Origin of the sequence: Tahibacter caeni (assembly GCF_024609805.1) — a bacterium.
GTDB classification, from domain to species: domain Bacteria; phylum Pseudomonadota; class Gammaproteobacteria; order Xanthomonadales; family Rhodanobacteraceae; genus Tahibacter; species Tahibacter caeni.
Genome location: NZ_JANFVR010000001.1, coordinates 17,725 through 32,778 on the forward strand (window position 1 = coordinate 17,725; position 15,054 = coordinate 32,778).

The following is a 15,054-nucleotide window of genomic DNA, read 5'->3' on the forward strand; positions in this document are numbered from 1 at the left end:
GGTTTCATCGGTCGAAAAAGGTTTCGGCGGCTTCGAGGGTGTTTTCGATCAGGGTCGCGACGGTCATGCGCCCCACTCCGCCGGGCACCGGCGTGATCCAGGAGGCGCGCTGCGCGGCGACGTCGAATTCCACGTCGCCGACGAGGCTGCCGTCGTCGAGGCGGTTGATGCCGATGTCGACGACGATCGCGCCCGGCTTGATCCAGTCGCCCTTGACCAGGCCCGGACGGCCGACCGCGACGACGACGATGTCGGCCTGCGCGACGAAGCCCGGCAGGTCGCGCGTGAACTTGTGGCAGGAAGTCGTCGTGCAGCCGGCCAGCAGCAGCTCCAGCGCCATCGGCCGGCCGACGTGATTGGACACGCCGACGATGACCGCGTGCTGGCCGCGCACCGGACGGTCGGTATGCGCGAGCAGGGTCATGACGCCCTTGGGCGTGCACGGCCGCAGGCCGCGCTGGCGCAGCACCAGAGCGCCCACGTTGGCGGCATGGAAGCCGTCGACGTCTTTGCGCGGGTCGATGCGGTTGATCAGCGCCGTCGCATCGATGTGCGCCGGCAGCGGCAGCTGCACGAGGATGCCGTGCACGCGCGCGTCGGCGTTGAGTCGGTCGATCAGCGCGTAGAGCTCGGCTTCGGAGGTTTCCGCCGGCAGGTCGTAGTCGAACGAACGGATGTCGACTTCCTTGCAGGCCTTGCGCTTGTTCTTGACGTAGACCGCCGACGCCGGATCGGCGCCGACGAGCACGACCGCGAGACCCGGCCGCGACTGGCCGGCGGCGACGCGGGCGCTGACGCGGCCCTTGATGCGCTCCAGCAGTTCGTCGGCGATGTGTTTGCCGTCCAGTATCCGGGCGGTCATCGGTGAGCAGTTCCAGGACCGGCCCACGGCCGGAGATGCAGGGAGGTCACGCAGACGGCGCCGGGTGGAAGACGCCGGCCCGGCACGACAAGGCGCGCATTATCCATGTCCGGCGGGGCCGCCTCAAACCGCGCGGCGGCGGCGCTCAGCTACCATGCAGTTTTTCCGACCCGGAGCCGCCCATGTCCGCCACCGTCGAGCTCGAAGCCGCCGCGTTCCGCCGCCTGCTCGCCCATCTGTCGGGACGCAGCGACGTGCAGAACATCGACCTCATGATCACGGCCGGCTTCTGCCGCAACTGCCTGGCCGACTGGTACCGCGAAGCCGCCGCCGAGCGCGGTATCGAACTCGACAAGGACGCGGCGCGCGAGCGGATCTACGGCATGCCGTTCGCGCAGTGGAAGGCGCAGCACCAGAAGGACGCCACGCCGGAACAGCTCGCCGCGTTCGAGCGGTCGCAGAAGGCGCATGGGTGAGGAGCGGTCCGGAGCGCCGCCGCCCTGGAAAACACCAGCGCTGCGGCTCCGGAAAACCCGTCCTTTCGAGAAGGTGAAAGGCCGCCGCCCGGAACCGCAGTTCCGACGGCCTCGAACCCCGACGGGCCGCAAGGTTTCGGCGGGACCGGGCTCGCAGCGACTGCTCCCCGTGAAATTCAGGAAATCGCTTCCGCCCCGCCCATGTACGGCCGCAGCACGGCCGGAATCGCGATCGAACCGTCGGCCTGCTGGTAGTTCTCCATGACCGCGATCATCGCGCGGCCGACGGCCACACCCGAGCCGTTCAAGGTGTGCACGAGCTCGGGCTTGCCCGTTTCCGGATTGCGCCAGCGCGCGAGCATGCGGCGCGCCTGGAAATCGCCGCAGTTGGAGCACGACGAGATCTCGCGATAGGTGTTCTGCGACGGCAGCCAGACTTCCAGATCGAAGGTCTTGGTCGCGGCGAAACCCATGTCGCCGGTGCACAGCAGCATGCGCCGGTAGGGCAGTTCCAGCGCTTCGAGCACCTTCTCGGCGCAGCGCGTCATGCGTTCGTGCTCGGCGTCGCTGTCGGCCGGCTTGGCGATGCTGACGAGCTCGACCTTCTCGAACTGGTGCTGGCGGATCATGCCGCGCGTGTCGCGGCCGTGCGAGCCGGCTTCGGCGCGGAAGCACATCGAATGCGCCGTGTAGCGCTGCGGCAGCGAGTCGGCTTCGACGATGCTGTCGCGCACGAGATTGGTCAGCGGCACTTCCGACGTCGGGATGAGATAGCGGCGCGTGTCGCCGACGGCCGTCGAGAACAGGTCTTCCTCGAACTTCGGCAGCTGGCCCGTGCCCAGCATCGAATCGGCATTGACGATCAGCGGTACGTTCGTTTCGAGATAGCCGTGCTCGTTGGCGTGCAGATCGAGCATGAACTGGGCGAGCGCGCGATGCAGCCGGGCCAGTTCGCCGCGCAGTACCGTGAAGCGCGCGCCCGACAGCTTCGCGCCGGCGTCGCCGTCGAGCCAGCCCTTGCGCGCGCCGAGATCGACGTGGTCGCGCACCGGGAAGTCGAAGCTGCGCGGCGTGCCCCAGCGATGCTGTTCGACGTTGCCGGTTTCGTCGGCGCCGGGAGGCACCGACGCCTGCGGCAGGTTCGGAATGCTCTGCACGATCGCGGCGAGCTGCGCCTGCACCTCGGCCAGGCGCGCCTCGTTGGCCTTCAGCGCATCGCCGATGCCGCCGACTTCGGCCATCAGCGCCGAGGCGTCCTCGCCCTTGCCCTTGGCCGTGCCGATCTGCTTGGACAACGTGTTTCGCCGGTTCTGCAAGTCCTGGGTCTCGACCTGCACGGCCTTGCGCTGCGCTTCCAGCGCCTCGATCGCGGCCGTGTCGAGCGTGTAGCCGCGCGTGGCCAGGCGTTCGGCCACGGCATCGAGCTGGCTGCGCAGCAGAGCTGGGTCTAGCATGGCAATCCTTGGAAATTCAACGAAGTCGGCGATTATCGCGACGCCGCCGAGACTACGCAACGCACGCCGCGCGCGGCCCGCCTAGGTTTCGGCGACACCTTCGACGGACACGCCGCGCCGCGCGCCGACCCAGAAGGCCAGCAGCACGGCGGCCAGCACGGCGCAGGCGGAGCCGAACGCGAACGCGGCCAGCGGCGCCACATCGGACCAGAGCCAGCCGAACAGCAGCGAGGCCGGCAGCAGCAGCACGCCGGTCACGAGGTTGTACCAGCCGAATGCGGTGCCGGCCTGCTCGCCGGGCACGAGATCGGCGACGAGCGCCTTCTCGGCGCCTTCGGTCGCGGCGAGGAACAGGCCGTAGCCGGCAAACATGGGCCAGAGCAGCCAGGGCCGTGCCGGCAGCAGCCCGAACGCGAGATAGAACACCGCATACACGGTCCAGCCCACGACGATGAGCCGGCGCCGGTCGACGCGGTCGGACAGGGCCGACAGCGGCGGTCCGGCCAGCGCGGCGACGCCGCAGACCAGCGCCCAGATCAGCGGCACCTGCGCCTCGGCGAGGCCGAGATCGCGCGCGCGCAGCAGCAGGAACATGTTCGAGGAATTGCCGAGCGTGAACAGCGCGAGCACGAACAGATAGCGGCGCAGCGCGCGCGGCTGGTCGGACAGGTCCCAACGGAACGGCCGAGCCTTGAGCTCGGCGCGCTCGGGCTCGCGCACGAACAGGGTCAGCACGACGACGAGCACGGCCGGCACGATGGCCCAGAAGAACACGTCGCGCAGGCCGAAGCCGAGGCCGAGCAGGCCGGCCGCGATCAGCGGACCGACCACGGCGCCGAGATTGTCCATCGCGCGATGCAGCCCGAACGCGAGACCGCGCTGACCCGGCGCGATGCTCAAGGTCAGCAGCGCATCGCGCGGCGCCGCGCGCAGACCCTTGCCGACACGGTCGCCGAAGCGGCAGGCCAGCACGCCGAGCCAGCTCGTGCTCACGGCGATCAGCGGCCGCACGAGGCCCGACAGCGCGTAACCGGCGATGACCCAGCCGCGCATGCGGCGCAGGCGGTCGGCCAGCACGCCGGCGAACAGCTTGAGCACGCTGCCGAACGCTTCGGCCAGGCCTTCGATCAGGCCCAGCGCCTTGGGGCCGGCCATCAGCACGCCGGCCAGATACAGCGGCACGAGCGGATAGATCATGTCGCTGGCCGCGTCGTTGGCGAAGCTGATCAGGCCGAGCAGCCAGACCGTGCGCGGCAGGGACAGCGCGTCGCGGATCATTCGCTCTTCCGGGCCGGCGGCCGCTGCACGAGCGCCGCCGCGCGCGCCGCCCGGAGTTCGCGCAGCTTTTCGGCGATGCGCGCTTCGAGACCGCGTTCGGTGGGCTGGTAGAACTCGCGTCCGACCAGCGCGTCGGGCAGGCACTGCTGGTCGAGCGCGACGCCGCCTTCGACGTCGTGGTCGTAGCGGTAGCCCTTGCCGTAGCCGAGATTCTTCATGAGCTTCGTCGGCGCGTTGCGGATGGCCATCGGCACGTCCAGGGTACCGCTCGCGCGGATCTCGCCGCGCACGGCGTCGAACGCGCTATAGACCGCGTTGCTCTTGGCCGCGACGGCCATGTAGACGACGAGCTGGGCCAGCGCGAGATCGCCCTCGGGGCTGCCGAGGCGGTCGTAGGTCTCCCAGGCTTCGATGGCCATGCCGATCGCGCGCGCGTCGGCGAGGCCCACGTCCTCGACCGCCATGCGCGTGAGCCGGCGCGCGAGATAGGCCGGATCGCAGCCGCCGTCGAGCATGCGCGCGAACCAGTACAGCGCCGCGTCGGGATCCGACGAGCGCACGGACTTGTGCAGCGCCGAGATCTGGTCGTAGAACTGCTCGCCGCCCTTGTCGAAGCGGCGCGTGCGGTCGGCCAGCACCTGCGTGAGGGTAGCCTCGTCGACGACGCCGTCCTCGGCGAGCTCCGCGGCGATCTCCAGCAGGGTCAGCGCGCGGCGCACGTCGCCGTCGGCCGCCTGCGCGATGAGTCCGAGCGCCGCGTCGTCGACCTGCAGCGCGAGCGCGCCCAGGCCGCGCTCGCGGTCGGCCAGCGCGCGCTGCAGCGCCGCGACGATGTCGGCGGCGGCGACGGCTTCGAGCACGTGCACGCGGCAGCGCGACAGCAAGGCGGAGTTGAGCTCGAACGACGGGTTCTCGGTCGTCGCGCCGACGAAGATGATGACGCCCTTTTCGATGTGCGGCAGGAACGCGTCCTGCTGCGCCTTGTTGAAGCGGTGCACCTCGTCGACGAACAGCACGGTGCGCACGCCGCGCGCGAAGTTGGCCGCGGCCTCGTCGAGCGCGGCGCGCACGTCGGCGAGACCCGACAGCACGGCCGAGATCGCGCGGAACTGCGCGTCCGCGTAACGTGCGAGCAGCAGCGCCAGGGTGGTCTTGCCGCAGCCCGGCGGGCCCCAGAGGATCATCGAATGCACGTGGCCGGACTCGACCGCGCGGCGCAGCGGCTTGCCGGCGGCGAGCAGGCGGCTCTGACCGACGATCTCGCCGAGCTCGCGCGGGCGCATGCGCTCGGCCAGCGGCTTGAGCCCTTCGGGTTCGGCGAACAGGCCGGCAGAGGCCGGCACGGTTTTCTTCGGAGACATGGCGGCAGAGAGTAACGGTTGGCGATGTCTGCGTGCAGGGAGGCCGTTGTTTTACAAATGCACAAATACCGTGGCGGCGCCCTTCCCCGGCCGTCGCCGCGCCGCGGCTCACGCGCCGCGGCGCACGACGCGGTGGTGGTAGATCGCGTAGGCCAGGCCGACGGCGCCGGTCAGCAGCGCAGGGATCAGCAGCACGCGCTCGGCCAGCAGGCCGAAGCCGGCAGCGCCGCAGACGGCGCCGGCCGTGAAGCCCGCGACGATCAGCAGGTAGAGGTTGCGCCGCTGCGGATCGTGGCCGTGGCCGCCGAGACGCTGGCCGAGCATGATGCCGAGGTCGGTAAAGATGCCCGAGACATGGGTCGTGCGCAGCACCGCGCCGCTGTAGGTGCTGGCCATCGCGTTCTGCAGTCCGCAGGCCGCCGTCGCGATGCAGATGCCGGCCGTGGAATGCGCGCGCAGCAGCGGGATCGCGAGCAACAGCAGCAGCGACTCGAGCATCAGCGCGACGCCGTAGCGCCGGCCCAGGCGCAGCGTGCTGTTGCGCACGATCGCGCCACTGGCCGCCGCTCCGGCGATGAAGCTCAGCAGGAACAGCAGCAGGTTCAGCGCGATGCGGCCCTGGCCCTGGGCCAGGGCCACGCCGAACATCGTCGTCGTGCCGGTCAGGTGCGTGATGGCCTGGTGTTCGAACGCGAGAAAGCCCACCGCGTTGACCATGCCCGCGATCAGGGCCAGCGCGAACGCGCCCGTGCCTACCCAGCGCGGCAACGACGAGACGATCATCAGTCTTTGATCGGGTGCACTTCCGCTTCGGGCTTGACCTCGCCGATCACGTCGACGCCGGGCGGCGGCGTGAAGCGGAAGCGGTCGGCCGGCAGGTCCGGATTGCGCTGCCAGTTCGAATAGCGCGTCTCGGTGCGGTTGCCGAGCGTGTCCTTGACGATCATGCGCGAGAACACCACGGCGCCGCCGCAGTCGCTCTTGCCGGCCTCGGCGCAGGCGAAGCCGAGATCGGCGTAGTCGAACTCGGCCTCCCGGGCCTTGGATTTCAGGCGCAGCCAGCTCAGGCCGTCGCGCTCGCCCTGCTCGCTCGCGGCGAAGTCGCGGTCGAGCTGGCTGACGTCGGTCAGCACGGTCAGCGGGCTGTGCGCCTCCTCCACGCCCTGGTTGCGCACGGTGACCTGCTCGAGGTCCGGGTCGTAGATCCAGACGTGCATGCCGTCGGCGACGACGAGCTGCTGATACGGCTTGGCGACTTCCCAGCGCAGCTGGCGCGGCGCCTGCACCGCGAGCGTGCCGGTCGTGGTCTTGCCGGGCTTGTCATTCGCGTCGAACACGCGTTGCTCGAAGTCGGCGCTGACCGCGCGCAGGCTCCTGGCGAACGCATCGAGACGGCCGCGCGCGGTATCGGCCGCGGCCGTAGAGGCGGCGGCGGCGAGGCAAACGGCGAGCAGGGGTTTCAGCATGGAATTCCTCGAAGGCAATCGCGCCGGCTCACTGGACCGGCAGGGCCGCAGTCGGTTCCCCGGCCGCACGCGGACATTCAGCTCGGCGAGCGGCGGCATTCGCGTCGGCGGCGACTTCGACGTCATCGCCTCAGAGATCCGGCGGCGGCGGCGCGAGCACGGTGCGGTTGCCGTTGTGCTCGGGCGGGCTGACCACGCCCTGCTGCTCCATGAGCTCGACGAGGCGCGCGGCGCGGTTGTAGCCGATCTTCAGCCGCCGCTGCACGCCCGAGATCGACGCGCGGCGCGACTCGGTGACGATGCGCACGGCCTGGTCGTAGAGCTCGTCGTAGTCGCTGTTGCCCTCGCTGATCTCCTCGGGCAGGCCGGTCTCGCCGATGACCTTGCCGTCGTTGGTGGTCTGCACTTCCTCGAGCACGCCGGCGATGTATTCGGGACGGCCCTGGGCGCGCAGCCATTCGACGACGCGATGCACTTCGTGGTCGTCGACGAACGCGCCGTGCACGCGCTCGGGCGTGGCCGTGCCGGGCGGCAGGTAGAGCATGTCGCCGTGGCCGAGCAGCGCCTCGGCGCCGGACTGGTCGAGAATCGTGCGCGAGTCGATCTTGCTCGACACCTGGAACGCGATGCGCGTCGGAATGTTGGCCTTGATCAGGCCCGTGATCACGTCGACCGACGGGCGCTGCGTGGCGAGAATCAGATGCACGCCGGCCGCGCGCGCCTTCTGCGCGAGACGGGCGATGAGCTCCTCCACTTTCTTGCCGACTATCATCATCATGTCGGCGAATTCGTCGATGATGATGACGATGTACGGCAGCGGCTGCAGCGGCTCGGCGCGGCGCTCGGGCTGCGAGGCGTCGGGCCGGAACAGCGGGTCGAGCAGCGGCTGGCCGGCCTCCTCGGCTTCCCTGACCTTCTTGTTGAAGCCGGCCAGGTTGCGCACGCCGGTCGCCGCCATGAGCTTGTAGCGCCGCTCCATCTCGGCCACGCACCAGCGCAGCGCGTTGGCCGCTTCCTTCATGTCGGTGACGACCGGCGCGAGCAGATGCGGTATGCCCTCGTAGACCGAGAGCTCGAGCATCTTCGGATCGATCATGATCATGCGCACGTCGCGCGGGCTGGCCTTGTACAGGAGGCTCAGCACCATCGCGTTGACCGCGACCGACTTGCCCGAACCGGTGGTGCCGGCGACGAGCAGGTGCGGCATCTTGGCCAGATCGGCCACGGCCGGCCGGCCGCCGATGTCCTTGCCGAGCGCCAGCGACAGCGGCGACTTCGACGCGTCGTACTTGTCCGAGCGCAGGATCTCCGACAGATAGACCATCTCGCGCTTGGCGTTCGGAATTTCCAGGCCGATGACGTTCTTGCCCGGAATCACGTCGACGACGCGCACGCTGACGACCGACAGGCCGCGCGCGATGTCCTTGTCGAGATTGCTGATCTGGCTGCCGCGTACGCCTGCCGCGGGCTCCATCTCGAAACGCGTGACCACCGGGCCCGGGAACACGCCGACGACCTGCGCGTCGATGCGGAAATCCTTGAGCTTGAGCTCGACCTGGCGCGACAGCACGGCCAGGGTTTCCTCGGAGTAGCCGGCGGCCTGCGGCTTGGGTTCGTCGAGCAGCGACAGCGGCGGCAGCTCGCCGTCGACGGGCGCGCCGACGAACAGCGGGATCTGCTGCTCGCGTTCGGCGCGTTCGCTTTTCTCGATCGCCGCGACCGCGGGCTTCTCGATGCGCACCGGTTCGCGCTTGGCCTGCTTGACCGTCTCGACCTTGCGCACTTCCTCGCGTTCGCTGCGCGCCGCGCGCGCGACGCGCGCGTCGTCGGCCTTGCGCAGGCGGGCGACGAGCCAGGCGCCGCCGGCGAGGATGCCGCGGCCGATGCTGTCCATGAGCTTGAACCAGGACAGGCCCGTGGCCAGGGTGACCGCGACGAGGAACACGGCCAGCAGGAAAAGCGTCGCGCCGAGGAAGCCGAAGCCGTGCAGCAGGCCGCCGCCGACCATCTTGCCGAGGATGCCGCCGGCCTTTTCGGGCAGCTGGCTCGGACCGGTGAAATGCAGATGGGCCAGGCCGCTGCCGCTCAGGAAGAACGCGACGAAGCCGATCAGGCGCAGCGAGGGCTCGAGCGCCGAGGTCGGCGCGTCCTCGCGCGGACGCAGGATGGCCGCGCCGACGGCGAGCAGCAGCAGCGGAAACACGTAGGCGAGACCGCCGAAGAAATACAGCGACAGATCGGCGATCCAGGCGCCGACGGCGCCGCCGAAGTTGTGGATGCGCTCGGGCTCGCCCGCGTGCGACCAACCCGGATCCTGCGGGCTGTAGCTCAGCAGGCAGGCCAGCAGGTAGACGACGACCGGCAGCAGCAGCAGGAACGCGACTTCGCGCAGCCGCTTCTGCAGTTGCGAGGTTTCCTGCCAGGGCTTCTGCGCCGACCTGGAGGCCGGCTCGGCAGCGCTGGACGCATTGGCTCTGGAGTTGCGCGACACCGCCGGACTATACCTCAAGAATCTGCTGCAAGATGTTGTTCAGGCAAACGATTGTGCCGAGCGTCCGAGGCTGGCCCGATGCTGGCCGCGGGCATTGCACCATGGCCGGCGCGAGTGCGCCAGCCAATGCGGCCCGGCTCGGCCGGCCGGAAACCGCGGCCCGGCTCGGGCAAGCGGACCCGGCCGTACGACGCAACCCCAGAAAAACCGAATCCCCGCGACGGCGGGGATTCGGCTCTGCGGCGAACGGTGTCGCCGTCCGGAACGCGCCGGACTGCGGCCGCGCGGCGGCGGATCTCAGACCAGGCCCTTGAGCGCCGGGTGCACGATCTGGCCGCCGTCGACGTTGATGCCGCGCTTGAGCGCTGCATGCTCGCGCCACTGCGGACCGGCCGCCATGCGCTGCACATACGGCAGGATCGCCGCGGAGATCGCCTGCGACGAGGTCTGCGGCACGGCGCCGGGCATGTTGGTCACGGCGAAATGGGTCACGCCGTCGACGAGGTAGGTCGGCTCGGCCCAGGTCGTCGGACGCGCGGTCTCGAAGCAGCCGCCCTGGTCGATCGAAATGTCGACGAGCACCGAACCGGGCTCCATCGACTTGACCATCTCGCGCGTGACCACGTGCGGCGCCTTCGCGCTCGGAATCAGCACGGCGCCGACGACGAGATCGGCCGTCGCGACTTCGCGCGCGACGTATTCCTCGTACGGATACAGCGCGGTCACGTTCGTGCCGAGACCCATCATCTGTGCGAGACGGTCCGGACGCTTGTCGAACACCACGACGTTGGCGCCGCCGGCCGCGGCCAGCGCCGCGGAATTGCCGCCGGCCGCGCCGGCGCCGAGCACCACGACCTTGCCGCGTTCGGTCGCCGGCAGGCCGCCGAGCAGCTTGCCCTTGCCGCCCATGGGCTGGTGCAGCAGATGCGTGCCGACCTGGATCGCGATGCGGCCGGCGATGATCGACATCGGCGCGAGCAGCGGCAGCGAGCCGTCGGTTTCCTCGACCGACTCGAACGCGACGCCGGTCAGGCCGATCTCGAGCAGGCGCCTGGTCAGCTCGGGCTCGGGCGCCAGGTGCAGATAGCAGAACAGCTGGTGATGCTTGCGCAGGCGCTCCAGGTCGCCCTTGATCGGCTCCTTGACCTTGACGATCAGCTCGCCGCATTCGTACAGCGCGTCCGCGTCCGCGGCGATCTTCACGCCGACGCGCGTGAAGTCCGCATCGGAGAAACCGCTCTTGACGCCGGCGCCGGACTGCACATAGACCTCGTGACCGCGCTTGACCAGATCGGCGCAGGCGGCGGGCACGAGCGCGACGCGGCCTTCAAGGGTCTTGGTTTCCGACGGAATACCGATACGCATTGCAAATCCTCGTGGTGTGAATAGCTCTTTGGTCTTTGACGCTGCGCGCGACGCCCTCCCGAGCTTCGCACCGACAACCCTTGAATCGCCGCCGCCTTCTCCCCATCCTTGCGGGCTCTTGGTGGCCCGAACGCCGTCGGCCCCGCAGCAGCGACTGCGACGCACCGGCGCTTGAGGACTGGTTAGGGACGGCAGGGACACGGCAGCGAATCGCCGCGCCCGCCGCATGAAAACGACACGATCAAGGCCGCTTTTTCAGCGGCGAGGGATTATACATGAGCACTCCCAGGCACAGTCGCCTGCTGATCCTCGGTTCCGGCCCGGCCGGTTATACCGCGGCGGTGTATGCGGCGCGTGCGAACCTCAAGCCGCTGCTGGTGACCGGACTGCAGCAGGGCGGCCAGCTGATGACGACCACCGACGTCGACAACTGGCCCGGCGACGTGGAGGGCCTGCAGGGTCCGGCGCTGATGGAACGCATGCGCGAGCACGCGCTGCGCTTCGACACCGAGATCGTGTTCGATCACATCCATACGGTCGACCTCGCGCAGCGTCCGTTCCGCCTGGTCGGCGACAACGGCAGCTACACGACCGACGCGCTGATCATCGCCACGGGCGCGACGGCCAAGTACCTGGGCCTGCCGTCGGAAGACAAGTTCAAGGGCCAGGGCGTGTCGGCCTGCGCGACCTGCGACGGCTTCTTCTTCCGCGATCAGGAAGTCGCCGTGATCGGCGGCGGCAACACCGCGGTCGAGGAAGCGCTGTATCTGGCCAACATCGCGAAGAAGGTCACCGTCGTGCATCGCCGCGACAAGTTCCGCGCCGAGAAGATCCTGCAGGACAAGCTGTTCGCGAAGGAGAAGGCCGGCAAGGTCGAGATCGTCTGGAACCACGGCGTCGACGAAGTGCTCGGCGACGCGAGCGGCGTGACCGGCGTGCGCCTGCGCAGCACCTCCGACAATTCCACGCGCGACCTGGCGATCAGCGGCCTGTTCGTCGCGATCGGCCACACGCCGAACACGGCGCTGTTCGACGGCCAGCTCGACATGAGCAACGGCTACATCCGCATCCGCAGCGGACTCGAAGGCGGCGCGACCGCGACGAGCGTGCCCGGCGTGTTCGCGGCCGGCGACGTGGCCGACCAGGTCTACCGCCAGGCCGTGACCTCGGCCGGCTTCGGCTGCATGGCCGCGCTCGATGCGGAGAAGTACCTGGACAAGCTCGGCCTGGCCTGAGGCCGGGCCGGCGCCGCATGAGCGGCAGCGGCCGCAAGGCGGTCTTCCACGGGCGGCTGGCCGACATCGCGCCGGCCGCCTGGGATGCGCTGCGTCCCGACGACAATCCGTTCCTGTCGCATGCGTTTCTGGCCGGGCTCGAAGCGCACGGCTGCATCCGCCCTGAGCTCGGCTGGCAGCCGCATCATCTCGCGCTGTATGCGCAGGACCGGCTGGTCGGCGCCGCGCCGGTCTATCTCAAATACAACTCCCACGGCGAATTCGTATTCGACTGGGCCTGGGCCGAGGCCTACGAGCGCCACGGCCTGGACTACTACCCCAAGCTGCTCTGCGCCGCGCCCTACTCGCCGGTCTGCGGCCCGCGCCTGCTCGGCGACGGCCACGCCGAGGACTTGCTGCGGGCCCTGTGCGAGGAATGCCAGCGCCGCGGCTTTTCGTCCGCGCATCTGAATTTCCCGCCGCCCGATGCGGCGGCGCCGGCCGATCGCGAGCTCTGGCTCGAACGCCACGACTGGCAGTTCCATTGGCACGACGCGGGTTATCGCGACTTCGACGACTTCCTCGCCGCGCTGCTGCCGAAGAAACGCAAGAACATCCGCCAGGAACGCGCGCGCGTCGCCGCGGCCGGCGTCGAGATCGATGCGCTGCACGGCGACGAACTCGACGCCGCCGACTGGCGCTTCGTGCACGCGTGCTACGCGGCGACGTTCGAGCAGAAAGGCAATTATCCGGCGCTGACCGAAGATTTCCTGCGCCATCTCGGCCGCGCGATGCCGCGCCAGGTCGTCGTGTTCCTCGCGCGTGAACGCGGCGAGCGCGTCGCGATGGCGTTCTGCCTGCGCAGCGCGAGCACCCTGTACGGCCGCTACTGGGGCAGCCTGCGCGAGATCCCGGGCCTGCATTTCGAGGCCTGCTACTACCAGGGCATAGCCTATTGCCTGCGCGAGGGACTGCGCCGCTTCGAACCCGGCGCGCAGGGCCAGCACAAGATCGCGCGCGGCTTCCTGCCGCAGCGCACGCGCTCGTTCCATTTCGTCGCGCGGCCGGAGTTCCGCGCCGCGATACGCCGCCACCTCGACGCCGAGCGCGCCGAAGTGCGGCGCTGGGGCGAATCGCTGCAGGCGCAGTCGCCGTTCGCGACACCGCCGGCGGGGGCGCCGTGATCCGCATACCGATACTGCAGCCCGGCAGCGACGAGGCGTTTCCGGCCGTCGAGGCGGCGCTGCGCGAACCCAACGGCCTGCTCGCCGCCGGCGGCGACCTGAGTCCCGCGCGTCTGCTGCAGGCCTATGCGCACGGCATCTTTCCATGGTTCTCGCCGGGCGAGCCCATCCTCTGGTGGTCGCCCGATCCGCGCATGGTATTCGCGACCGACGCGATGCACGTGCCGCGGCGCCTCGCGCGCTGGCTGCGCGGCTGCGACTGGCGCATCGAGGCCGACCGCGATTTCGCCGGCATCATGCGCGCCTGCGCCGCGCCGCGCGCCGGCCACGACGGCACCTGGATCACGCGCAGCATGCTCGCGGCCTACGTGCGCCTGCACGAACTCGGCCATGCGCATTCGGTCGAGGTCTATGCAGGCGATACCCTCGTCGGCGGCATCTACGGCGTCGCGGTCGGGCGCATGTTCTACGGCGAATCCATGTTCAGCCGCGAAAGCGACGGTTCCAAGGTCGCCCTGCTCGCGCTGGCGCGGCGCCTGCGCGACTGGGGCTGGCCGCTGCTCGACGCCCAGGTCAGCTCGGCCCATCTGCAGACCCTCGGCGCGCGCGAGCTGCCGCGCGCCACATTCTGCGCGCGCGTCGCCGAACTCGCGCGGCAGCCCGGCCGCATCGGCTCCTGGCGCAGCGAGTTCGCCACGATCACCCCTGCCCTGCTCTCGACCGGCTGAGCGGCCCGGCGACGCGTCGGGGCCGGCCCGGCAGCGGCAGACAAGAGCCGGAACCGGACATGCGCCGACGGCCGGTCGTGCGCGTCGCGCGACACCTGCCTGCGGACCCGCAACGTCCGGCCCGCGCCCGGGCTCCCGCCGCTTGCTTCCCGTATCCGCGCCGACGTGGCATCATCCCGCGCCGTTCCGCCCGGGTACTTGATAGGGTCGCCTGCGTCCCCTTATCTCTGTGCCCGTCGCAGGCACCGCCTGCGCAGCCCGGCACCCATTTCGGGCGATTCACTCAAAGAGCGCGCCAGGAGACTGATTTCGTTTCGGTTTCCGGTCCGGTCACAGCCAATATGAAGGGCCAATGTCCAAAGACGATGTCATCGAGATGGAAGGCACGGTGCTCGAAACCCTGCCCAACACCATGTTCCGCGTGAAGCTGGAAAACGGCCACGTGGTCACCGCCCACATTTCGGGCCGCATGCGCAAGAACTACATCCGCATCCTGACCGGCGACAAGGTCAAGTGCGAGATGACGCCTTACGACCTGACTAAGGGTCGCATCACCTACCGCATGAAGTAATCATGCGGCTCGGCTGGCGTGTCGTCCTGCTGAGTGCCGCGGTCGCCTGCAGTTCCGCGGCGACGGCGGCAACGCCCGCGCCAGCCAATACGTCCGCCGCTGCGGACAAGCCGGGCGCCATTCCGACGCCTGCCGCATCGGCAAACAGCCGCTCCCTCGTCGGCGCCTGGTACGGCGACGCTTCCACCGTCGACACCGTCGACACCGGCGATGCCGGCGACCATCTCACGGTCTTGAATGCCGACGGCACGTTCGTCAGCTATTTCCGCATCTGCAAGAACGGCATCGTGCAGCCGGCCGTCGTCGAAACCGGCCGCTGGAGCGTGGACGGAAACGTCGAACGCACCGACACACTGACCGTGAACGGACAGCGCGTCAAAGCCTCGGACTATTACGTCGAACACTACGCGCTGCGCTGGCTGTCGCCGGACACCGTGCAGAAGACTTCGCGCAAGAGCGGCGAGGTCCACCGGGCGCGCCGTCTGCAGACTGGCGTCGCCGTGCCGTCGGATCCCTGCCCCGCCGCTTCGCGACGTCCGCAGCACTGATGCGCCGAAACGAAAAAGCCCGGGTTTCCCCGGGCTTTTTCGTTATTGCCGTGTGC

The 15,054-nt window shown here is 69.5% G+C and carries 14 protein-coding genes; 6 read left to right on the top strand and 8 right to left on the bottom strand.

Going from position 1 to position 15,054, the window contains the following annotated elements:
* Positions 1–4: 4 nt before the first annotated feature.
* Entirely contained in the window at positions 5–862 is an 858-nt protein-coding gene (gene folD / locus NON22_RS00100; protein WP_257384850.1) for a bifunctional methylenetetrahydrofolate dehydrogenase/methenyltetrahydrofolate cyclohydrolase FolD, read from the bottom strand.
* Between the two features lie 182 nt (positions 863–1,044).
* Here folD and NON22_RS00105 point away from each other — a divergent pair, with 182 nt between their 5' ends.
* Positions 1,045–1,338, top strand: coding sequence for a DUF1244 domain-containing protein (locus NON22_RS00105; protein WP_257384851.1), 294 nt, complete (start codon positions 1,045–1,047; stop codon positions 1,336–1,338).
* Between the two features lie 176 nt (positions 1,339–1,514).
* Here the strand turns inward: NON22_RS00105 and serS are convergent, their stop codons facing one another.
* The 7 genes from serS to ald all read right to left on the bottom strand — a co-directional run bounded on the left by serS (position 1,515) and on the right by ald (position 10,753).
* Positions 1,515–2,792, bottom strand: coding sequence for a serine--tRNA ligase (serS, locus tag NON22_RS00110; RefSeq protein ID WP_257384852.1), 1,278 nt, complete (start codon positions 2,790–2,792; stop codon positions 1,515–1,517).
* 81 nt (positions 2,793–2,873) lie between these two features.
* A complete protein-coding gene (locus tag NON22_RS00115) occupies positions 2,874–4,070 on the bottom strand; it encodes an MFS transporter (protein ID WP_257384853.1) in 1,197 nt (398 codons plus the stop codon).
* On the bottom strand, positions 4,067–5,431 hold the full coding sequence (locus tag NON22_RS00120; protein WP_257384854.1) for a replication-associated recombination protein A: 1,365 nt from the start codon (positions 5,429–5,431) through the stop codon (positions 4,067–4,069). Before NON22_RS00120 ends, NON22_RS00115 begins: the two co-directional genes overlap by 4 nt.
* Before the next feature lie 108 nt (positions 5,432–5,539).
* Positions 5,540–6,214: a YoaK family protein gene (locus NON22_RS00125; RefSeq protein WP_306673554.1), complete on the bottom strand. Its 675-nt coding sequence runs from the start codon at positions 6,212–6,214 to the stop codon at positions 5,540–5,542.
* Complete coding sequence (gene lolA, locus NON22_RS00130) at positions 6,214–6,897, bottom strand: outer membrane lipoprotein periplasmic chaperone LolA (protein ID WP_257384856.1); 684 nt, start codon at positions 6,895–6,897, stop codon at positions 6,214–6,216. The genes NON22_RS00125 and lolA overlap by 1 nt, the downstream gene beginning before the upstream one ends.
* Before the next feature lie 130 nt (positions 6,898–7,027).
* Positions 7,028–9,388 carry a DNA translocase FtsK gene (locus NON22_RS00135; RefSeq protein WP_425507943.1) on the bottom strand — a complete coding sequence of 787 codons (2,361 nt, stop codon included), beginning with the start codon at positions 9,386–9,388 and terminating at the stop codon, positions 7,028–7,030.
* A 297-nt stretch (positions 9,389–9,685) separates the two neighbouring features.
* Complete coding sequence (ald, locus tag NON22_RS00140) at positions 9,686–10,753, bottom strand: alanine dehydrogenase (protein WP_257384857.1); 1,068 nt, start codon at positions 10,751–10,753, stop codon at positions 9,686–9,688.
* A 275-nt stretch (positions 10,754–11,028) separates the two neighbouring features.
* Between ald and trxB the strand changes: the two genes are divergently transcribed.
* The 5 genes from trxB (at position 11,029) to NON22_RS00165 (ending at position 14,998) form a co-directional block, all read left to right on the top strand.
* Positions 11,029–11,988 (top strand): thioredoxin-disulfide reductase, encoded by a 960-nt coding sequence (trxB, locus tag NON22_RS00145; protein ID WP_257384858.1) that lies wholly within the window; start codon positions 11,029–11,031, stop codon positions 11,986–11,988.
* Between the two features lie 17 nt (positions 11,989–12,005).
* Complete coding sequence (locus NON22_RS00150) at positions 12,006–13,151, top strand: GNAT family N-acetyltransferase (RefSeq protein ID WP_257384859.1); 1,146 nt, start codon at positions 12,006–12,008, stop codon at positions 13,149–13,151.
* Positions 13,148–13,879 carry a leucyl/phenylalanyl-tRNA--protein transferase gene (gene aat, locus NON22_RS00155; RefSeq protein ID WP_257384860.1) on the top strand — a complete coding sequence of 244 codons (732 nt, stop codon included), beginning with the start codon at positions 13,148–13,150 and terminating at the stop codon, positions 13,877–13,879. Before NON22_RS00150 ends, aat begins: the two co-directional genes overlap by 4 nt.
* A 352-nt stretch (positions 13,880–14,231) precedes the next feature.
* Positions 14,232–14,450: a translation initiation factor IF-1 gene (gene infA, locus NON22_RS00160; protein ID WP_133820089.1), complete on the top strand. Its 219-nt coding sequence runs from the start codon at positions 14,232–14,234 to the stop codon at positions 14,448–14,450.
* Positions 14,451–14,452: 2 nt separating this feature from the next.
* The gene (locus NON22_RS00165) at positions 14,453–14,998 is read left to right on the top strand and encodes a lipocalin-like domain-containing protein (protein WP_257384861.1); all 546 of its coding nucleotides are present in this window, start codon (positions 14,453–14,455) and stop codon (positions 14,996–14,998) included.
* The last annotated feature ends 56 nt before the right edge of the window (positions 14,999–15,054 follow it).